Genomic DNA, 20,602 nt, shown 5'->3' with positions numbered 1-20,602 from the left:
ATGCACGAGAGAAGAGATAGTCGGGAAAATAGCCGGTCCGCCCCCTAACTGCAAGGGGGGCCGAACCGCATTTCTCATTAGTAATCCGTCAGAACGGTTTCACCACGACGAGAATGACGATCGCAATCATCAAAACAGTTGGTATTTCGTTGACCAGCCGCCAGTACCGCGCCGTTTTCCGCGGACCGTCCTCTGCAAATCGCCGCATGCTCCGTCCGAACATGACATGCACAACGGTCAGAAAAAACACCATGGCGATCTTTGCATGCAGCCATCCACCCTGGAACCCGTAAACCGTCCACGCGAGATAGAGACCCAAGCCCCACGTAAGCATCATGGCCGGGTTCATGATCACCTTGTAGAGGCGCTGCTCCATCATCTTGAACGTCTGTGACTGCTCCGAACCGATCGGCGCGTCCGTGTGGTAGATGAAGAGACGGGGCAGATAAAGCAAACCAGCCATCCAGGATATGACGGCAATCACATGCAGCGCCTTGATCCATAGATAGAGATCATCCGGCCGCCATGAAAAGACCCCGGCAAGCAAAATGACAAATACGCTCAATGCCGTTAGGGCCCGTCGCCTGGCACGCCGGCCGGGCTTTTCATCCGTTTGCCGTTCGTCTGTCATCGGCCCCGGCCTCGGATACGGTCTACCAGGGTCGTGACATGATCCGGGTTGGCGTCAGGCGTGATGCCGTGACCCAGATTAAAGATCAGCGGACCATTTCCCAGGATCTGAAGAATGCGGTCAACGCCATCGGTCAATGCCTGTCCCCCGGCAACGACACGCATCGGATCGAGATTTCCCTGTACCGGACCATCCTTCTGCAGCTCGGCGGCAAAGGCAAGCGGTACTGACCAGTCCAAGCCGATCGCATCGGCACCGGTTTTCTGCCTGTAAGTTTTCAGATTGTAGCCCGCTCCCTTGGCAAAGGCGATGATCTTCGCATTGGGTCGACGTGCGCGAACCCCGGCAATGATGCGTGCCACTGGCGCAATCGCGAAAGCGGCAAACTCCTCCTCGCCCAGAACGCCTGCCCAGGAATCGAAGATCTGTACGGCGTCGGCACCGGCATCGATCTGGCCCACCAGATAGTCGACGGAAATATCCGCAAGCTGCGTCAGCAGGGAAGCAAAGGCCTGCGGATGCCGGTAGGCGAAGAGACGGGCGGGCGCCTGATCGGGCGTGCCCTTTCCGGCAATCATATAAGTAGCAACCGTCCACGGGGCTCCGCAGAAACCGAGAAGCGTTGTCTGAGCAGGCAGCGCGGCGCGCAGACGTCTTACTGTTTCAAAAACCGGTGCCAGATGGGTCATAGCAGGCGCTGCATCCAACCTGTCGATCCCGTCCGAGTCGATCGGGTCCATCTGAGGACCGACACCTTCCAGAAACCGGACGTTCCTCTTCAGCGCGTCCGGGATGACAAGGATATCAGAGAACAGAATGGAAGCGTCGAAACCGTACCGCCGGATCGGCTGCAACGTCACTTCCGTTGCAAGCTCTGGATTGTAGCAGAGATCCAGAAAGCTTCCCGCCTGTGCACGGGTCGCTCTATATTCAGGCAGATAGCGTCCAGCCTGTCTCATCAGCCAGACGGGAGGAGGGGAGACGGTCTTCCCGTCGAGCACATCCAAAACTGTTCGGCGCACATCGCTCACACCGGCTCTCCTAAAACTAAATATCCTATATAAAGGATTCTTCTATTTCTTAGAGTCTGTGAGTAGCAAGGACTAATGGCTTTACCGATTTTTTCCACTGAGCTTCCGTCCGTGCGGTCATCATGAAGCGAACGGGACATAACCTGTGTTTTCAGAGATCGATCCCGTAAATATCATTGAATTCCAAATGATTATGGAAATCCGCGATCATCGGTTAACTGTGGATAAGCTGTGAAGATCGAAAGAACAGAGAGGATCTATCCATTATGCCCAAATCGGCCTCGGAAAGCTTTTCGTGCGACCGTCCGATGTGGATAAGTTCGAACTTTTCCAAGCGAGAGGCGCCTGGTCACACGCAGCGCGTTATGTCTCCCGAACTATCAACAGGGGAGCCTGTTTAGCGTGGAGAACCGGAAAAACTTCTTCCATCTGCATCTCATTTCTGACTCAACGGGCGATACACTGGTTTCCGCAGGTCGAGCGGCCGCGGTACAATTCACCAATGCCGTGCCGGTTGAACATGTCTATCCACTGATCCGTAACCCGAGACAGCTCTTTCCGGTTCTCGAAGAAATCGACGAAACTCCGGGTATTGTCATCTACACGGTCATGGATGCAGAGCTGGCAGCGCTGATTGAAACCCGTTGCCGGGAGATGAGTGTCCCGACGATCAATCTGCTCGAGCCGGTCATGGCGGTATTCCAAAGTTTTCTAGGCGCACCCTCACATCGACGGGTAGGCGCGCAACACGTCCTCAATGCCGAATATTTTGCGCGGATCGAGGCGTTGAATTTTGCCATGGACCATGACGATGGCCAACTGCCCGGCGATTACGATGGTGCCGACGTCGTCATCGTTGGGATCAGCCGAACATCGAAAACGCCGACAAGCATCTATCTGGCCAATCGAGGCATCAAGGCAGCCAATATTCCGCTTGTTCCGGGCGTGGAATTGCCGCCGGCGCTACTGCGGGCTACCCGTCCGATCATTGTCGGGCTCGTTGCAACAACCGACCGTATCTCCCAGGTGCGCGAAAATCGTGAACTGGGGAACTCAGGGTCCTACGATCACGGGCATTACATCGACAGAGCCGCGATCAACGAAGAACTCAAATATGCGCGGGCGCTTTGTGCCCGTCACAACTGGCCAATCATCGATGTGACGCGTCGTTCCATAGAAGAGACGGCTGCGGCTATCATTGCACTAAGATCGAGGCTACGCTAAGCCGAACTGCATATTGAGCAGGATATACCGTGACCGCTTCCCTTGTCTTGGCCTCTTCCAGTCCGTTTCGACGCGCGCTGATGACCAATGCCGGCCTGAGTTTCGATCATCAAGCAGCCGACATTGACGAGCGGGAGATAGAATCGACCCTTCATGGGGCAAGCCCCGAACGGTTGGCAACGGTTCTAGCTGCGTCGAAGGCGCAGAATGTTGCGCTGTCGCGCCCGGGCAGTCTTGTGATCGGGTCCGATCAGACCATGTCTCTCGGTTCGCGCATCTATCACAAGGCTTCAAGCCACGAGGAAGTGAAGGACAATCTTCGCTCCCTGTCGGGGAAGTCGCATCGCCTGAACAGTGCCGTTGTTATCGTTCGCGACGGAGAAATTTTATGGGAATTCGTCGGGCATGCGGAATTGACGATGCGGCCGCTCTCTTCGGCGTTCATCGATCATTATACCAGCCGCGTCGGGCCCGATGTGTTGAAGAGTGTCGGTTCGTACCAACTGGAAGGCGAGGGTATCCAGTTGTTCTCGAAGATCGACGGAGACTATTTCACGATTGTCGGGCTGCCAATGCTGGCGCTTTTGGAAAAGCTGCGTGAACTGGGGGCTATCCTTGGTTGATTCACGTGAAACCCTGCCGGGTGCATTCGTCGCCGGATTTCCGATCCGCCATTCCCGCTCTCCCATCATTCACAATTACTGGCTCAGTCAGTTCAACATACGAAGCCATTACGAAGCGCTGGAGGTCAGTCCAGATCAGTTGCCCCAATTCATTGCCGAGCTTCGAAAAGGGCAGGCGTGGCGAGGCGGCAATTTTACCATTCCCCACAAGGAGGAAGCCTACCGGCTGGCCGACAGGCCCGACGATCTTGCCAAGGAACTCGGCGCCGCCAACACGTTATGGCTGGAAGACGGGCTTATCCACGCGACCAATACCGACGCGCACGGCTTTGCGGCCAATCTGGATTCGGAATTGCCTGGTTGGGACAAGGTAACAAGTGCCGTTGTGCTGGGCGCTGGCGGTGCTAGCCGTTCGGTCATCCAGTCGTTGCGCAATCGCGGGATCAAGGAAATCCATGTCGTCAATCGAACAGTTGATCGGGCCAGACAACTGGCAGATCGCTTTGGTGCGAACATTCATGCGCAGCCTTTACCTGCTTTGAGTGAGGTACTGAAAGGCGCTGGCCTGTTCGTCAACACCACCTCGCTCGGAATGGATGGATCGGAAGCAATGGCCATCGATTTCAGTCCGCTTGCCGAAAAAGCGCTGGTCACTGACATCGTGTATACGCCTCTCAAGACGAGTTTTTTGGCGCAAGCCGAAGCGCAGGGTTTCGCCATTGCTGATGGTCTGGGCATGCTTCTCCACCAGGCCGTTCCGGGTTTCGAAAAATGGTTCGGCCATCGTCCGATCGTCGATCAGACCCTGCGCCAGCGCGTCATGGACTCCATGGAACACCACGGATGATCATCGTCGGTCTCACGGGCTCGATAGGCATGGGGAAATCGACCACCGCAGCCCTGTTCGCAAAAGAGGGAATCCCGGTTTACGATGCGGATGCCGCGGTCCATGAGCTCTATCGGGGCGATGCTGTGGCAGCCGTCGGCAAGGCGTTCCCAGGCGTTATCAGGGACGGCGTTGTCGATCGACAACAATTGGCGGGGCAATTAAAGACGACACCGGAGGCGCTTCAGCGGCTCGAAGCCATCGTACACCCTCTGGTACGTGACAAAGAGAAACAATTTCTCAAGCGACACCAATTGCAGGGGACCGACATTGTCCTTCTCGATATCCCTCTCCTGTTCGAGAGGGGACGCATTGAAGATTTCGACAGTATCGTCGTCGTGACCTGCGACGCTGACATTCAGCGTCAACGTGTTCTCGCCCGGCCCAATATGACAGAAGAGAAATTCCGACTTATCATGGCACGCCAGACGCCCGACGAGGCAAAGCGCGCCAAGGCAGACTTTCTGATCGACACCGGGCAGGGCCTGGACACCGCCGCGTCCCGGGTAAGAGATATTGTTCGGGCCCTCAAAGCCGGACGAATGAGTGAGAAAAACGATGCGTGAGATCATTTTCGATACAGAAACGACGGGTCTGGAATCCAAGGCGGACCGCATCATCGAAATCGGTGGCATCGAGCTGATCGATCACTTTCCCACTGGCCGAACCTTTCACAAATATATTTCTCCTGGCGATCGCAAGGTTCATCCCGATGCCTTGGCCGTTCACGGCCTGACGGACGAATTCCTGAAGGACAAGCCCACGTTCGCCGAGATCATCGGGGAGCTTCAGGAATTCTTTCACGATGCGAAGTGGATCGCCCACAACGCGAATTTCGATATCGGCTTCATCAATGCCGAGTTTGAACGGTTAGGCGTTGCACCGGTCCCGAGCGAGCAGATTATCGATACGCTCGCTATGGCGCGGCGGAAACATCCGATGGGGCCGAACTCGCTCGATGCGCTCTGCCGTCGATATGGCATAGACAATTCTCACCGCACGAAGCACGGCGCCTTGCTGGACTCCGAACTTCTCGCTGAAGTCTACATCGAGATGATCGGGGGGCGCCAAACTGCCCTGGGCCTCGTGAATGTCAGCGAGACGATCAAGGTGATCGATGATTTCGATGACGATATTGTCGTGGTGATCCCGCCACGTCCCGGGCCGCTACCGTCCCGACTGTCATCGCAGGACATGGAGGATCATCGAAAGCTGGTGGCCGCCATGGGCGAAAAGGCAATCTGGAACCGATACCAATAAGAAAAGCCCGGTCGGAGCCGGGCTTTTTGTCTGTAAGACTGCTTGTATCAGCTGTCGAGCGGCTGGACCTTGGCGCGGGTCTGCTCTTCCGCAATGCGCTGTGTGAACATCTGTGCGAAATCGATCGGGTCGATCATCAGGGGCGGGAAACCGCCATTGCGCGTCACGTCCGCAATGATCTGACGCGCAAACGGGAACAGCAGACGCGGGCACTCGATGAAGAGAACCGGCAGCATGTGCTCCTGAGGGAAGCCGGTGACGCGGAAAACGCCGCCGTAAACCAGTTCCGCCGCGAACACGACCTTGTCACCGTCCATCGCCTGAGCGTTCAACGTCAGGACGACATCGAAATCGGAATCAGACAGCGGATTGGCGTTCACATTTACATTGATGTTGATCGCCGGGGCGGTATCGCGAGCCTGCAGCGAACGGGGTGCGCCCGGATTTTCGAACGACAGGTCCTTCGTGTATTGCGCAAGGATACTGAGCGACGGATTGGAAGCCTGGGTCTCTGTTTCGTTTGCCATTGAATTCCTCGCGGCTTTGGACTTTCAGGCCGTCTAACATTTCAGTTTCGCGCTTACAACCCTACGGACCAGGAAGGCTACCAGGTCAGTCCTTACGGTTATCAGGGTCCGACCAAGGCGATGACGTGTTGGGCGCGCGGTGGAAATCCCGTTCATCCAGATCGAGCACGGTTGGTTCGCTGGCGTGTTTCGTATGCTGAGGATTCTCGGATCGGTATGTTGCGGATGTTCCGCGCGCGGTCCGCATCACGACAACCCGTTTGCCTATGAGCGACCAGAGAAGATGGCGCACAGCGGGAATAAAAAGGAGGAGGCCGATGATATCGGTAAAAAAGCCTGGCAGGATGAGAAGCACGCCGGCGATCACAACCATCGCGCCACTGACAAGCGATTTGCCCGGGAGCCTGCCCTCCTGGCTTTCGCGAGTAGCGTTCCGCAGCATGCTGAGCCCCTGATTGCGTAGGAGTACGATGCCTGCGAGCGACGTTAGTATAACAAGGGCAAGCGTCCACCAAAGACCGATCGTCTTGCCCACCAGCACGAAACCGGCAATTTCGATCAACGGTAGGCCGAGAAAGATGATGGGCAGAAGAATGATGGGCATTGCGCCTGAAGTCCTGTGGTTGGGCCGAAGCCTATTGCAGGCTTCGGCATTTGAATGATCGACGGTTGCAGACTATATGTGAAAGCCAGCGGATAAATTAAATAATCACTGCGGGTGAAGATGGGCGCGAACGATTTTATTACACTGTTTTTTCTGGTGGCCGCGGTGCTGATTTTCCTGCAGCTGCGCAGCGTTCTGGGCCGTAGAACGGGGCATGAGAAGCCTCCCGTCGATCCCTTTTCGGCACGAGAGGCGGCGAAACCCGTGGCTGCTGAGGATGACAGGGTCGTGACCCTCCCAAAGCGTGATCAGATGGACGAGGATCAGCGCTGGGCCGATGTCGATGCGGTCGCGAAACCGGGAACGGACCTCAACGCGGCCCTTCGCGATCTGATCCAAACAGATCAGGCCTTCAAGCCGAAGGAATTCATCAAGGGCGCGGGCATGGCCTATGAAATGATCGTCATGGCCTTTGCCGATGGCGATCGCAAGACCTTGAAGGGGTTGCTGTCGAAGGAAGTCTACGAAGGTTTCGATGCCGCAATTTCCGATCGGGAGGCCCGAGGCGAAACGGTGAAGTCGAGCTTCGTTGGAATTGACAAGGCCGAGATCGTCGGCGTCGCTCTCAAGAATTCCGAGGCCCAGATTACCGTTCGCATCGTCAGCCATCTGATATCGGCGACATATGACAAAGCCGGGACCGTCATCGATGGCGAGGCCGATACCGTTGCCGAAGTGACAGACATCTGGACCTTCGCGCGCGATGTTCGCTCGCGCGATCCGAACTGGAAGCTGATCGCCACCGAATCCGAACAATGAGCACGACCGACTACGACGTCACGCCTGCAGCCTATTCGGACCTCGTCGGCTGGGAGGAAGATGACCCGTCTGCTCTTTTTGCCGCCTTGCAGAACTGTCTGTCGTATGTCGAAACCGTCAAACCCTATCGAACCGGTTCGTTGGGGCTGACCTCCGATGATCTGCGGCCTCTGTTGAAGGCAGCAGCGGGGTTCTCGGTTTCTGGACCTGAAGCATCGCGCCGCTTCTTTGAGGATGAATGTGTACCTTTCAGGCTCAGCAGACGGGACGGGGAGCGCGGATTTGTCACCGGCTTTTTCGAACCGGAAATCGACGTGTCGGACCACCCTGACGGAACCTACCTTTACCCTTTCTACCGGCGCCCGTCTGATCTGATCGACCTGAACGACGGTAACAGACCGCCTCACATCGATAATTCCTATGCGTTCGCCAGATTTCGCAATGACACGATCGACTTCTATCCGGATCGGGGGGAGATTGATCGCGGCTACCTCAACGGAAAAGGTTTGGAAATTGCTTGGGCGAAATCCAGGGTCGATGTGTTCTTCGCCCATATCCAAGGCGCTGCCCGGTTGCGATACGGCGATGGCCGGACCCAGCGGATCACCTATGCCGCGAAGGCGGGGCATCCGTTTACCGCAATAGGACGAATTCTAATCGACCGGGGGGACATCGAAGCGGCGTCCGTTTCAATGCAGAGTATCCGGGCCTGGCTATTGGAGAATCCGGCTAAGGTTGAGGAGGTTCTGTGGCATAATCGATCATACATCTTCTTCCGGGAAACGCCCGGAGGCGACCCGCAGACGGGACCGATCGCGGCGGCCAAAGTGCCGCTTGTTGCGGGCCGTTCGCTGGCGGTGGATAGGCTGATCCATACCTTCGGCTTTCCCTTTTTCATCCATTCCCCGACCTTGACCCACCTTGATGCCGGAAAGCCGTTTTCCCGCACCCTGCTGGCGCTCGATACGGGTTCGGCAATCGTCGGCCCAGCGCGGGGCGATATTTTTACGGGCTCGGGTTTCGATGCCGGTGAGCAAGCCGGGACGATCAGAAACGCCGCTGACTTTTTCATTCTTATTCCGAAAGCTGCGTCAGTGAGGTTTTCCGGATGAGCGGCCGCAAGCTGAGCAGCGAAGACCGCATTCTGTGGGGGAAGGTCGCCCGCTCTGCGAGGGCCATGCCGGGACGTATGGAAAGTCTTCTGGCGTTCGAAACGCTTTTTGAGGACGAGAGTCCCAGCACACACTCCGGCAAAGCAGGCTTAGCGCCAAAGAGCCCCGTCCTTTCATCCAGCTTACAGCCGAAACCCGTTCCGCTCGAACGCAAGATGCATCATCCTCTGGAAAAGCCGGTCAAGCGCAAACTGGCGCGCGGGCATCTGTTGCTGGAAGCGAGGATCGACCTGCACGGACTGGTGCAGAGCGAGGCGCATGGCATCCTCCTCGATTTCCTGTCGAGAGCGCATGAGCGAGGCTTACGGCATGTCCTCATCATCACCGGCAAGGGCAGTTCATTGGGAAGCGAAGGGGCGCTGAAACGCGCTGTCCCGCTGTGGTTCGCCAAACCGGAATTTCGTTTCCTCATCTCATCCTATGAGACGGCGGCCCGCCAGCATGGCGGTGAGGGCGCCCTGTATGTTCGTCTTAGCCGCCATCGCGGGAGCGGCGCATGACACCTTTCGGTCACGCGCTGCGCGAGTTGCGACAGCGCAAGGGGGTGAAACAGGCCGATATGGCTGCCGCCATCGGCGTATCGGCGGCCTATCTCTCGGCGCTGGAACATGGTCACCGCGGCAAACCAAGTTTTGATTTCCTTCAGCGCGTTGCCGGATACTTCAACATCATCTGGGACGAAGCCGAAGAGCTTTTCATGCTGGCGGAAGCGTCGGATCCGCGGGTGGTGCTCGATACCCGTGACCTGCCGCCGCAATATACCGCTTTCGCCAATCGGTTGGCGAAGGAGATTCGCTCTTTATCACCGGATGTGCTAGATCAGATGGCGAAGGTTCTTGGCGGTGCTTCTGGCTAGCGGCCGCATAATCCCGGGTTTATTGCGCCGGAGCTGCCTCTGCGCTTTGGATATCCGCCCGGATTTCTTATATTCGGTGGCACGAAATACGGTGATTCGCCAGATCGCCGCACCACATTAATTGGAAAGATCATTGATGAGCGGAACACCCGTCAACGACAGCGGCGCGACTTCTGAATACGGCGCGGACTCGATCAAGGTTTTGAAAGGCCTCGATGCGGTCCGCAAGCGCCCGGGCATGTATATCGGCGATACCGACGACGGGTCCGGCCTACATCACATGGTCTACGAAGTCGTCGACAATGCGATCGATGAAGCACTTGCCGGTCATGCCGATATCGTCACGGTAACGCTCAATGCCGACGGTTCCGTCAGTGTGACCGATAATGGGCGCGGCATTCCCACCGACATCCACCGCGAGGAAGGTGTTTCGGCGGCAGAGGTTATCATGACCCAGCTGCATGCCGGCGGTAAGTTCGACCAGAATTCCTACAAGGTATCCGGCGGTCTTCACGGCGTCGGCGTTTCGGTTGTGAACGCGTTGTCGGTCTGGCTGAAGCTGAGAATTCGGCGCAATGGTAAAATCCATGAGATTGGTTTCACGCACGGGGTTGCGGACGCACCGTTGAAGGTGATTGGCGATTACGAAGGTCGGTCGGGAACGGAAGTCACCTTCCTGGCAAGCCCGCAAACGTTCACAATGACGGAGTTCGACTACAACACGCTCGAACACCGGTTGCGCGAACTCGCTTTCCTCAACTCTGGTGTCAGAATCCGGCTAACGGACAAGCGCAAATCCGATATTCGCGAAGAAGAGATGATCTATGACGGTGGTCTCGAAGCCTTCGTTCAGTATCTCGATCGCGTCAAGAAGCCGCTGGTCGACAAGCCAGTCGCGATCAAAGGCGAGAAGGACGGCATTACCGTCGAAGTCGCGATGTGGTGGAATGACAGCTATCACGAGAATGTCCTGTGTTTTACCAACAACATTCCGCAGCGTGACGGCGGAACGCATATGGCCGGTTTCCGCGCCGCCCTGACCCGTCAGGTCACATCTTATGCCGATACGTCAGGGATCACCAAGAAGGAGAAGGTTTCGCTCCAGGGCGAAGACTGCCGGGAGGGTTTGACGGCCGTGCTTTCGGTCAAGGTCCCGGACCCGAAGTTCTCATCGCAGACCAAAGACAAGCTTGTGTCCTCGGAAGTCAGGCCAGTGGTGGAAAGCCTCGTCAACGAAGCGCTTAGCACCTGGTTCGAGGAACATCCCGCAGAAGCCAAGGTTCTGGTCGGCAAGGTCGTTGAGGCCGCCGTCGCCCGCGAAGCGGCGCGCAAGGCGCGAGAATTGACCCGCCGCAAGGGCGCGCTGGATATCGCATCGCTGCCAGGCAAATTGGCGGATTGCTCTGAGCGGGACCCGTCAAAATCCGAGGTTTTTCTGGTTGAGGGCGATTCCGCTGGTGGCTCTGCCAAGCAGGGTCGTTCGCGTGAAAATCAGGCCATCCTGCCGCTACGCGGAAAAATTCTGAACGTGGAGCGTGCTCGGTTCGACAAGATGCTGTCGAGCCAGGAAATTGGCACGCTGATTACCGCGCTCGGAACTTCGATAGGCAAGGACGAGTTCAACGCTGACAAGCTGCGTTATCACAAGATCATCATCATGACGGACGCCGACGTCGACGGCGCCCATATCCGCACTCTGCTTCTCACCTTTTTCTTCCGTCAGATGCCGGAACTGATCGAGCGCGGTCATATCTATATCGCTCAGCCGCCACTTTATAAAGTCAGCCGCGGCAAGTCGGTTCAGTACCTGAAGGATGAGAAGGCGCTTGAAGAGTACCTTATCAGCATGGGTCTCGAAGAAGCGACCTTGACCCTGGAATCAGGCGAGGTACGCGCGGGCGCCGATCTGCGCGAGGTCATTCAGGATGCATTGCGCCTGCGTACGCTGATCGACGGGCTTCATTCCCGTTACAATCGATCGCTGGTCGAGCAGGCTGCAATTGCCGGCGCTCTCAATCCGGACCTGACGGACAACCGGGAACGTGCGCAGCAGACGGCAGACGAGATCGCGCGGCGCTTGGATGTGATTGCCGAGGAGACGGAGCGCGGTTGGACCGGTCATGTTACGAACGAGGGCGGTCTAAGGTTCGAGCGGATGGTCCGTGGGGTGAAGGAAATTTCCGTTCTCGACAATGCGCTGATTGGCTCGGCCGATGCCCGTCATATCGATCAGCTGAAGCCTCGGCTTCACGATATCTATGAGGCGCCACCAGTTCTTTCCCGGAAGGATGGGACCATTGGTATCTCCGGCCCTCGTGCCTTGCTGGATGCAATCTTTGCATCCGGCCGCCGCGGCCTCTCCATGCAGCGGTATAAAGGCTTGGGAGAAATGAATGCTGAACAGCTTTGGGAAACGACGCTTGATCCGAACGTTCGATCCTTGCTTCAGGTCAAGGTCAATGATGCGACAGATGCCGACAGCCTGTTCTCACGGCTGATGGGCGATGAAGTCGAGCCGCGGCGCGAGTTCATTCAGGACAATGCCCTCAGCGTCGCGAACCTCGACATTTAAAGGGTTAAAAATGCGTGTTTCACGTGAATCTTTCCTGTGGGTGATTCACGTGAAACATTTTGTTAACCGGCAAACTGAAACTTCCAAACGTGAAACGGAGTGAAGTCCTGAGGCGGCAACGCGGGGTTCGGTAAAGAACGTTTAAAGGGCAGTTCGCGATAAGCAGCTCAGGTCCACGTTCTCGAAGGGCGATAGTGGATGTTCTACCATCTCTATGAATTAAATCACGCTGCTTTGGCGCCGCTCAGGGCAAGTACCGAAGCTGTGCGACGGTTTTACGGAGATCCGCAGAACCCGATGTCGCAGACGGTATTTGGAAAGACGCTCGCTGCCGGTCTGGAGGTGTTCGAGCGCGCCACCCGTCGCTACGCCAAACCCGAATTCGGTTTGAACGAGACGATCATAAACGGGAACCCGGTAGCCGTTACCGAAGATGTCGTTTGGTCTAGGCCCTTCTGCAATGTCGTGCGTTTTGTCCGGCAAGGCGAAGAAGCAAGCATGGACCATCCCAGGATCCTTCTTGTTGCTCCCATGTCCGGTCATTATGCAACCTTGTTGCGAGGTACGGTGGAAGCTTTGTTGCCCCATGCCGACCTTTACATTACCGATTGGACAGATGCCCGTATTGTGCCCGTGACGGAAGGCGCTTTCGATCTCGATGATTACATCGATTACGTGATCGCGATGCTTCATGCGCTTGGCTCCCAAACGCATGTCGTCGCCGTGTGTCAGCCCTCTGTTCCCGTCCTTGCGGCCGTTGCGATAATGGAAGCCGCAAGAGATCCATTGTCGCCGGCGTCTATGACCTTGATGGGTGGACCGATCGATACCCGTATCAATCCGACCGCTGTGAATGCAATGGCGCAGGACCGGCCGCTTTCCTGGTTCAAGGACAATGTCGTCATGAGCGTCCCGTGGCCGCATCCGGGCTACATGCGGCCGGTTTATCCGGGCTTCCTGCAACTGTCGGGCTTTATGTCGATGAACCTTGACCGCCATCTTACCGCGCATAGGGAATTCTTTGATCAATTGGTCGAGAATGACGGCGAGTCGGCCGAGAGGCATCGGGAGTTCTACGACGAATATCTCGCTGTCATGGATCTGACGGCGGAATTCTATCTGCAGACGGTCGATACGGTCTTCATTCGCCATGCGCTGCCGAAAGGGGAAATGATGCATCGCGGCATGCCTGTTGATACGACGGCGATCCGGGATGTGGCCCTGATGACGGTCGAGGGCGGGAACGACGATATTTCCGGTCTAGGCCAGACGGAGGCGAGCCATCACTTGTGCCCCAATATTCCGAACGGCAAGCGACTGCATTATGTCCAGCCGGACGTCGGGCATTACGGTGTCTTCAACGGTTCACGGTTCCGGCAGGACATTGCTCCGCGCATCATTGCCTTTGCCCGCAAGCATTCAAACGCACAGAAATAGGAACAGCGTTAAGACGTGCTCTTCTCCACGTCCGCTGAAATGCGCAGGTCTTTTCAAACGCTTCAGCGATTGAGCCCCCCGTTGTCTTGAAGGGCTGACCGACATTTCCCAAATCGAATCCACGCCGATATCTCGTCGGCCGTATCCGAAGGGAGCATAGACAAATGACGCAGTCAGCACTGATCCGTCCGGACTGGACGCCGGCTACCGTCGCGTTGATGGTTGTCGGTTTTTTCGTTTTCTGGCCACTGGGCCTTGCCGTTCTCGCCTATATTCTATTCGGCGAAAAATTTGGTTACTTCAAACGCTCTGCCGACGAAAAAGCAGAAGCCGTGCGTGCAGGTTTCCGTCGCGCGCGGGGATGTTACGACCAGCATTTCGCGACCGGCAACGTTGCGTTCGACGAATGGCGGCGTGAAGAGCTCGACAGGATTGAGGAACAGCGCCGCAAGCTCGACGAGATGCGGTCCGAGTTCGATGAGTATATGCGCGAGCTACGTTGCGCCAGGGACCGGGAAGAGTTTGAGCGTTTCATGCGCGAACGCGGTGCAGGAACAGGCGGCCGCGCGTCGACAACTGACTGAGCAAGCAGGAGACCGGCGCTCTCATGGCGCCGGTTTTTTCTCGGGCGGGCTTGCATCCGCTGTGCTAAGACGACAGCATGTTTCCCGCTCTCAAAAAACCTTTGCCAACAGCACCGGAAGCGTTGCGATCGACAGAACGAAACCTGACGATCGGCGATCGCGTCCTGCCGCTGACCGTCCGCGAAAACAGTCGCGCCAGCCGTATCACCTTGCGTATCGAACCCGGAGGTCGCGCTCTGAGGCTAACGGTACCAACCGGGCTGAAACGGACGGAAATAGATGATTTTCTGATCCGCCATCAGGGCTGGCTCATGACCAAGATGGCGAAATTTCCCGCCTCGGGCCATTTGCATCATGGCGGGTTTGTTTCGCTTCGAGGCGTTCCGTACCAGATCGCCCATACGGGAATGCTCCGAGGTTTGACCGAAGCAGTTATGGTTGATGGCGAACCGGTGCTTCGGGTCGGCGGGCTTGAAGATCATCTAGGCCGCCGGATTGCTGCTTTTCTCAAGAAGCAGGCGCGCCTGGATCTTGAGCCGCTGGTCGCCCGCCACGCCGCGACGATCGGCAGGCCCGTTCGCTCCGTCACCATGAAAGATACGCGCAGCCGCTGGGGGTCGTGCTCGTGGGAAGGCAATCTCAGTTTTTCATGGCGCATCGTCATGGCGCCGCCCGAGGTTATCGATTATCTCGCGGCCCACGAAGTTGCGCATCTCAAGGAGATGAACCATGGCCCGAAATTCTGGGCTCTGTGCCGCAGCCTCTGCCCCGCCACCGAGAATGCCCGCAAGTGGCTGAAACAGCATGGCTCGCAGTTGCATGCGATCGATTTTAGCTGAAAGCTACAAAGCTGGCACGTCGATTTGGCTCGACTTGCCCCGCTTTTCGTGGCAATTCGCGGCAATGGTTCCCGATATTAAGATATGCGGCCTGAAGACACCGGATGCGGTCGATCGCGCAGTCGAGCGCGGAGCGACCCATATCGGCTTCATATTCTTCGACAAGAGTCCGCGGCACATTGAGCCGATGGAGGCAGGTCTTCTGGCTGACGGTTTTCGCGGCAAGGTGAAGATTGTCGCGGTGACTGTCGATGCCGATAACGAGATGCTCGAAGAGATCGTCGCGTTCGTAAAGCCGGACATTCTGCAGCTTCACGGTCACGAAAGTCCCGAGCGTGTTCTCGATATAAAGGCGTTCTTCGGCCTTCCGGTCATGAAGGCATTTTCGGTTCGCACAGCAGAGGATCTGCGCAAACTCGAGGCCTATGAGGGTCTCGCCGACCGCGTTCTGCTCGATGCCAAGGCGCCATTGGGGTCCGAGCTGCCGGGCGGCAATGGCGTGTCCTTCGATTGGAAACTTCTTGGTGCGCTTGACGATCGCCTCGATTACATGCTTTCCGGTGGATTGAACAAGGATAATGTCGGCCTTGCGCTGTCCGAGACGGCAGCTGGCGGCATCGATATTTCTTCCGGGGTGGAAAGCGCACCGGGGGTCAAGGACCTTCAGATGATGGATGCGTTTTTCGATGCGATTGCAAAGGCGCGTTCCGTCGATAGAGCGGATCGCGAGGAGTAGATTGTGAACCAGGCGGCGACACCAAATTCATTCCGGTCCGGTCCGGACGAAGACGGGCGTTTCGGTATCTATGGCGGGCGCTTCGTTGCCGAAACGCTCATGCCTCTCATCCTCGATCTCCAGGACGAGTGGACCAAAGCCAAGACCGATCCGGAATTCCAGGCAGAGCTCGCGTCGCTCGGCGCCCATTATATCGGCCGCCCGAGCCCGCTCTATTTTGCCGAGCGTCTGACGCAGGAACTCGGTGGCGCGAAAATCTACTTCAAGCGCGAAGAGCTGAACCACACCGGTTCGCACAAGATCAACAACTGCATCGGTCAAATCCTGCTTGCCAAGCGCATGGGCAAGACCCGCATCATTGCCGAGACCGGTGCCGGCCAGCATGGCGTGGCCTCCGCCACCGTCGCAGCCCGCTTTGGCTTCCCCTGCGTTGTCTATATGGGCGCGACGGATGTCGAACGGCAAGCTCCGAACGTCTTTCGAATGCGTCTTCTGGGCGCCGAAGTCGTGCCGGTCACGGCCGGAAATGGCACGCTCAAGGATGCCATGAACGAAGCATTGCGCGATTGGGTCACCAATGTCGACGATACCTATTACCTGATTGGCACCGCTGCCGGCCCGCATCCCTATCCGGAAATGGTTCGCGACTTTCAGTCTGTCATCGGCACGGAGGCGCGCCAGCAGATCCTGGAGGCCGAAGGTCGTCTGCCGGATCTCGTGGTTGCTGCGGTCGGAGGCGGATCGAACGCAATCGGCATCTTTCATCCTTTCCTCGATGACCCGAGCGTCAAGATTGTTGGGGTCGAGGCCGGTGGCAAGGGTCTGCAGGGTGAGGAACATTGTGCGTCGATCACAGCGGGCTCACCTGGCGTGCTCCATGGTAACCGCACCTACCTGCTGCAGGATGGCGATGGACAGATCAAGGAAGGTCACTCGGTTTCGGCCGGTCTCGATTATCCGGGCATCGGCCCCGAGCACAGCTGGCTGGCCGATACCGGCCGCGCCGAGTATGTGCCGATCATGGACCACGAAGCGCTCGAAGCCTTCCAGACCCTGACCCGTCTCGAAGGCATCATCCCCGCGCTCGAACCGAGCCACGCACTGGCGGAAGTGATCAAGCGCGCGCCAACGATGGGCAAGGACGAGATCATCCTGATGAACCTCTCCGGTCGCGGCGACAAGGATATCTTCACCGTTGCCAAGATTCTTGGAATGGAGGTCTGACATGACCGCTCGTATGGACAATCGCTTCGCTGCTCTGAGGGCCGAGGGCCGGCCGGCCCTCATCACCTATTTCATGGGCGGCGACCCGGATTTCGAAACCTCGCTCGCGATCATGAAGGCACTTCCCGGTGCTGGCGCCGACGTGATCGAACTCGGCATGCCGTTCTCCGATCCCATGGCCGATGGTCCGGCCATCCAGCTGGCGGGACAGCGCGCCTTGAAAGGCGGTCAGACGCTGGCCCGGACGCTCGAACTGGCAAAGCTTTTCCGCCAGACCGACACGGAGACCCCGATCGTCTTGATGGGCTATTACAATCCCATCTACGTCTATGGCGTCGATGCCTTTCTAAACGATGCGCTGGCCTGCGGCATCGACGGGCTGATCGTCGTCGACCTCCCGGCTGAAATGGACGATGAACTGTGCATTCCGGCTCTGGAAAAGGGCATCAACTTCATCCGTCTCGCAACGCCGACGACGGACGAAAAGCGTTTACCGCGCGTTCTGAAGAACTCGTCGGGCTTCGTTTATTATGTATCTATGAACGGCATCACCGGGTCGGCGCTGCCGGACCCGTCGCTCGTTTCTGGCGCCGTTAATCGTATCAAGAGCCATACCGATCTGCCTGTTTGCGTCGGTTTCGGCGTCAAGACGGCGGATCACGCCAAGGCCATTGGTGCGGCAGCCGACGGTGTTGTCGTGGGTACGGCCATCGTCGCCCAGGTTGCCGGTAGCCTGGCCAAGGACGGCGCAGCGACCGGCGACACCGTTTCTGCAGTTGCGACTTTCGTGCATGGCCTCGCCACAGGCGTTCGTGCCGCGCGCCTTGTTGCCGCCGAATAACAATCCCACATATCAAGTGGTTTCCAATCGGGAGAATGCCCAGTGAACTGGATCACCAATTATGTCCGGCCGCGGATCAACTCCATGCTCGGTCGACGCGAAGTTCCGGAAAACCTCTGGATCAAATGCCCTGAGACTGGCGAGATGGTCTTCCACAAGGACCTTGAGGATAACAAGTGGGTCATTCCTGCCTCCGGTTTTCATATGAAGATGCCCGGCAAGGCGCGTCTGGCCGATCTCTTCGACGGCGGCGTCTTCGAGGCCCTGCCTCAGCCCAAGGTCGCGCAGGATCCATTGAAATTTCGTGATTCGAAAAAATACGCCGATCGCCTAAGGGACAGCCGGTTGAAGACGGAACAGGAAGACACGATTCTGTCCGGGCTTGGACTCGTGCAGGGGGTCAAGCTGGTTGCCGTCGTGCATGAATTCAGCTTCATCGGTGGCTCTCTCGGCATGGCCGCCGGCGAAGCGATCGTGAAAGCCTGTGAGCGCGCTCTGGCCGAGCGCTGCCCGCTCGTGATCTTCCCTGCCTCCGGCGGAGCCCGCATGCAGGAAGGCATTCTGTCGCTCATGCAGCTGCCCCGCACAACGGTCGCGGTCGATATGCTCAAGGAAGCTGGTCTTCCCTACATCGTCGTCCTGACCAATCCGACGACGGGCGGCGTTACCGCTTCCTACGCTATGCTGGGCGATGTTCACATCGCCGAACCGGGCGCTGAAATCGGTTTTGCCGGAAAGCGCGTGATTGAGCAGACCCTTCGTGAAAAACTGCCGGAGGGTTTTCAGACCGCGGAATATCTGCTGGAGCATGGCATGGTCGACATGGTCGTCAAGCGTCATGATATTCCGGCGACACTAGCACAAATCCTGCGCATTCTGATGAAGCAACCGCTGGCGGACCCTGCGCCTCTCGCCCAGTCGGCCTGATGCGACTACCCACGAAGACAGGGTTTTTGGAATGACGGCGATGACGGATCCGACACCGAGCGAAGCCGGTCAGGAAATCGAGCGTCTCATGACGCTTCACCCCAAGGGCTTCGATATGTCCCTGGAGCGGGTTCTGCGTGTCCTCGACGTGCTCGGCAACCCTCATTTGAAATTGCCAAGGGTGATCCATGTCGCCGGCACAAACGGCAAGGGATCTGTTACGGCCTTTTGCCGCGCGCTTCTGGAAGCCGGCGGACACGCGGTTCACGTCCACACGTCGCCGCATCTCGTCAACTGGCACGAGCGCTACCGAATCGGGGTCAAGGGCGGTCCGGGCCGGCTGGTCGATGACGCCGTTTTCGCGAATGCCTTGAGACGTGTCGGTGAAGCAAATGGCGGACAGCATATCACCGTGTTCGAAATCCTGACGGCGGTCGGGTTTCTGATCTTCTCGGAAATCCCGGCCGACGCCGTCATTTTGGAAGTCGGGATGGGCGGCCGTTTCGATTCGACCAATGTCGTGCCCAATCCGGCGGTTTCGGTCGTCATGCCGATCTCGATGGATCACCAGGCCTATCTGGGCGACCGGGTCGAGCTGATCGCCGCTGAAAAGGCTGGGATCATGAAAAAGGGCTGCCCGGTAGTGATCGGCCATCAGGAACATGATGCGGCGCGTGACGTCCTTGTCTCCACCGCACAGCGCCTGTCCTGCCCCGTTACAGTGTGCGGTCAAGATTATTCCGCTCACGAGGAGTTCGGACGGCTGATCTACCAGGATGAGTTCGGGCTTGCCGATTTGCCACTCCCACGGCTGCTCGGACGTCACCAGATTTCCAATGCTGCTGCCGCCATCCGTGCCGTCAAGGCGGCCGGTTTTTCCGTCACGGACGTGATGATGGAAGAGGCGATGAACACGGTTGAATGGCCGGGCCGGCTTCAACGACTGACAGAAGGCAGCTTGATACAGCATGCGCCGGCCGGTTCGGAGATCTGGCTTGATGGGGGACACAATCCGGGTGCCGGTGAAGCGATTGCCGAAGCGATGGCTGGCCTGGAGGAACGCCGCGCCCGTTCGCTGTATCTTATCACCGGCATGATCAACACCAAGGAACCCGTTGGCTACTTCAGGGCTTTCACCGACATTGCCGAATATGTTTTCACCGTCCCCATTAAGGGCTCGGAGGCCATGATCGATCCGGTCATTCTGGCGCATTCGGCATTTGATGCGGGTCTGGTGGCAGAACCGTCGCTCAGTGTTGCCGATGCCTTGAAGGAAATCTCCGAGCGGCAGATGCCGGAAGACCCGCCACCGCGCATTCTCATCTGCGGCTCGCTCTATCTAGCCGGCACGGTACTGGCAGATAATGGTACACCGCCAACATAAAAAAGCCCGGCACCGGCCGGGCTTTTACATTCCTACGGAAAGTTGCGGATCAAGCCGCGCCTGCGATCCAGCTGGAAAGCGCCGTCTTCGGTGCCGCGCCGACCTTTATGTCCGCCACTTCGCCGCCCTTGAAAATCGCAAGGGTCGGGATCGAGCGGACGCCGAACTGGGCCGCCAATTCCGGGTTCTCGTCGATGTTCAGCTTAGTGATCTTTACCTTGCCGGCAAGTTCCGTCGAAATTTCCTCAAGGCTCGGGCCGATCATCTTGCATGGGCCGCACCATTCAGCCCAAAAATCCACCACGACGGGTTGGGTGGAGTCCAGAACCTCGGCCTGGAAATTCGATGTATCGACTTTAACGGTAGCCATAAGGGCTCTCCTTCTAATTCGTGTTGAGCCAAATGTGCGTGTGGACTCGAAGAAA

General features: G+C 57.5%; 23 protein-coding genes. 18 read left to right on the top strand and 5 right to left on the bottom strand.

All coding sequences use genetic code 11. The annotated features are described in order from the left end of the window. Positions 1-88 precede the first annotated feature (88 nt). Both hemJ and hemE read right to left on the bottom strand, forming a co-directional pair. Positions 89-631 carry a protoporphyrinogen oxidase HemJ gene (gene hemJ / locus ACQKKX_RS15860; RefSeq protein ID WP_427571949.1) on the bottom strand — a complete coding sequence of 181 codons (543 nt, stop codon included), beginning with the start codon at positions 629-631 and terminating at the stop codon, positions 89-91. Beyond that, positions 628-1,662: a uroporphyrinogen decarboxylase gene (gene hemE, locus ACQKKX_RS15855; RefSeq protein WP_427571948.1), complete on the bottom strand. Its 1,035-nt coding sequence runs from the start codon at positions 1,660-1,662 to the stop codon at positions 628-630. Before hemE ends, hemJ begins: the two co-directional genes overlap by 4 nt. Positions 1,663-2,064: 402 nt before the next feature. On the opposite strand from hemE, the gene ACQKKX_RS15850 reads away from it, so the two are divergent. From ACQKKX_RS15850 to dnaQ, 5 genes are read left to right on the top strand one after another with little or no spacing between them, the layout of a single operon-like run. Beyond that, the gene (locus ACQKKX_RS15850) at positions 2,065-2,886 is read left to right on the top strand and encodes a pyruvate, water dikinase regulatory protein (RefSeq protein ID WP_427571946.1); all 822 of its coding nucleotides are present in this window, start codon (positions 2,065-2,067) and stop codon (positions 2,884-2,886) included. Positions 2,887-2,915: 29 nt separating this feature from the next. Then, positions 2,916-3,509 carry a Maf-like protein gene (locus tag ACQKKX_RS15845; RefSeq protein ID WP_427571945.1) on the top strand — a complete coding sequence of 198 codons (594 nt, stop codon included), beginning with the start codon at positions 2,916-2,918 and terminating at the stop codon, positions 3,507-3,509. Continuing rightward, positions 3,502-4,356, top strand: a complete 855-nt coding sequence (locus ACQKKX_RS15840; protein ID WP_427572095.1) for a shikimate dehydrogenase — start codon at positions 3,502-3,504, stop codon at positions 4,354-4,356. Before ACQKKX_RS15845 ends, ACQKKX_RS15840 begins: the two co-directional genes overlap by 8 nt. Then, positions 4,353-4,961, top strand: coding sequence for a dephospho-CoA kinase (gene coaE, locus ACQKKX_RS15835; protein WP_427571944.1), 609 nt, complete (start codon positions 4,353-4,355; stop codon positions 4,959-4,961). The genes ACQKKX_RS15840 and coaE overlap by 4 nt, the downstream gene beginning before the upstream one ends. Next, positions 4,954-5,655: a DNA polymerase III subunit epsilon gene (gene dnaQ / locus ACQKKX_RS15830; RefSeq protein ID WP_427571942.1), complete on the top strand. Its 702-nt coding sequence runs from the start codon at positions 4,954-4,956 to the stop codon at positions 5,653-5,655. The genes coaE and dnaQ overlap by 8 nt, the downstream gene beginning before the upstream one ends. A 47-nt stretch (positions 5,656-5,702) precedes the next feature. Here dnaQ and secB read toward each other — a convergent pair whose 3' ends face one another. Both secB and ACQKKX_RS15820 read right to left on the bottom strand, forming a co-directional pair. Beyond that, entirely contained in the window at positions 5,703-6,182 is a 480-nt protein-coding gene (gene secB / locus ACQKKX_RS15825; protein ID WP_427571940.1) for a protein-export chaperone SecB, read from the bottom strand. A gap of 85 nt (positions 6,183-6,267) precedes the next feature. Then, a complete protein-coding gene (locus ACQKKX_RS15820) occupies positions 6,268-6,786 on the bottom strand; it encodes an FxsA family protein (protein WP_427571939.1) in 519 nt (172 codons plus the stop codon). 120 nt (positions 6,787-6,906) lie between these two features. Between ACQKKX_RS15820 and ACQKKX_RS15815 the strand changes: the two genes are divergently transcribed. The 13 genes from ACQKKX_RS15815 (at position 6,907) to ACQKKX_RS15755 (ending at position 20,177) form a co-directional block, all read left to right on the top strand. Further along, complete coding sequence (locus ACQKKX_RS15815) at positions 6,907-7,605, top strand: Tim44/TimA family putative adaptor protein (protein WP_427571937.1); 699 nt, start codon at positions 6,907-6,909, stop codon at positions 7,603-7,605. Beyond that, positions 7,602-8,717: a murein transglycosylase A gene (gene mltA, locus ACQKKX_RS15810; protein ID WP_427571935.1), complete on the top strand. Its 1,116-nt coding sequence runs from the start codon at positions 7,602-7,604 to the stop codon at positions 8,715-8,717. The genes ACQKKX_RS15815 and mltA overlap by 4 nt, the downstream gene beginning before the upstream one ends. Beyond that, positions 8,714-9,277 (top strand): Smr/MutS family protein, encoded by a 564-nt coding sequence (locus ACQKKX_RS15805; protein ID WP_427571934.1) that lies wholly within the window; start codon positions 8,714-8,716, stop codon positions 9,275-9,277. Before mltA ends, ACQKKX_RS15805 begins: the two co-directional genes overlap by 4 nt. After that, on the top strand, positions 9,274-9,633 hold the full coding sequence (locus tag ACQKKX_RS15800) for a helix-turn-helix domain-containing protein (protein WP_427571932.1): 360 nt from the start codon (positions 9,274-9,276) through the stop codon (positions 9,631-9,633). Before ACQKKX_RS15805 ends, ACQKKX_RS15800 begins: the two co-directional genes overlap by 4 nt. A gap of 136 nt (positions 9,634-9,769) precedes the next feature. Next, complete coding sequence (gene gyrB, locus ACQKKX_RS15795; protein ID WP_427571930.1) at positions 9,770-12,205, top strand: DNA topoisomerase (ATP-hydrolyzing) subunit B; 2,436 nt, start codon at positions 9,770-9,772, stop codon at positions 12,203-12,205. Between the two features lie 198 nt (positions 12,206-12,403). Next, entirely contained in the window at positions 12,404-13,642 is a 1,239-nt protein-coding gene (locus ACQKKX_RS15790; RefSeq protein WP_427571928.1) for a polyhydroxyalkanoate depolymerase, read from the top strand. A 164-nt stretch (positions 13,643-13,806) separates the two neighbouring features. Then, complete coding sequence (locus ACQKKX_RS15785) at positions 13,807-14,226, top strand: DUF2852 domain-containing protein (protein WP_427571926.1); 420 nt, start codon at positions 13,807-13,809, stop codon at positions 14,224-14,226. Positions 14,227-14,303: 77 nt separating this feature from the next. Beyond that, positions 14,304-15,065: a M48 family metallopeptidase gene (locus tag ACQKKX_RS15780; RefSeq protein ID WP_427571924.1), complete on the top strand. Its 762-nt coding sequence runs from the start codon at positions 14,304-14,306 to the stop codon at positions 15,063-15,065. Positions 15,066-15,129: 64 nt separating this feature from the next. Next, a complete protein-coding gene (locus ACQKKX_RS15775; protein WP_427571922.1) occupies positions 15,130-15,801 on the top strand; it encodes a phosphoribosylanthranilate isomerase in 672 nt (223 codons plus the stop codon). A gap of 3 nt (positions 15,802-15,804) precedes the next feature. Continuing rightward, entirely contained in the window at positions 15,805-17,025 is a 1,221-nt protein-coding gene (gene trpB / locus ACQKKX_RS15770; RefSeq protein WP_427571920.1) for a tryptophan synthase subunit beta, read from the top strand. Position 17,026: 1 nt separating this feature from the next. Further along, positions 17,027-17,866, top strand: coding sequence for a tryptophan synthase subunit alpha (gene trpA / locus ACQKKX_RS15765; protein WP_427571918.1), 840 nt, complete (start codon positions 17,027-17,029; stop codon positions 17,864-17,866). Positions 17,867-17,908: 42 nt separating this feature from the next. Continuing rightward, entirely contained in the window at positions 17,909-18,793 is an 885-nt protein-coding gene (accD, locus tag ACQKKX_RS15760; RefSeq protein WP_427571916.1) for an acetyl-CoA carboxylase, carboxyltransferase subunit beta, read from the top strand. A 31-nt stretch (positions 18,794-18,824) separates the two neighbouring features. Further along, entirely contained in the window at positions 18,825-20,177 is a 1,353-nt protein-coding gene (locus ACQKKX_RS15755; RefSeq protein ID WP_427571914.1) for a bifunctional folylpolyglutamate synthase/dihydrofolate synthase, read from the top strand. Positions 20,178-20,226: 49 nt separating this feature from the next. Here the strand turns inward: ACQKKX_RS15755 and trxA are convergent, their stop codons facing one another. Next, complete coding sequence (gene trxA, locus ACQKKX_RS15750) at positions 20,227-20,547, bottom strand: thioredoxin (protein WP_427571912.1); 321 nt, start codon at positions 20,545-20,547, stop codon at positions 20,227-20,229. Positions 20,548-20,602: the final 55 nt, after the last annotated feature.

This window comes from Neorhizobium sp. NPDC001467, from assembly GCF_050275975.1.
In the GTDB taxonomy this organism is placed as follows: domain Bacteria; phylum Pseudomonadota; class Alphaproteobacteria; order Rhizobiales; family Rhizobiaceae; genus Neorhizobium.
Note: the sequence above shows the minus strand (reverse complement) of the source record. Positions and strands in the feature narration are given on the sequence as shown.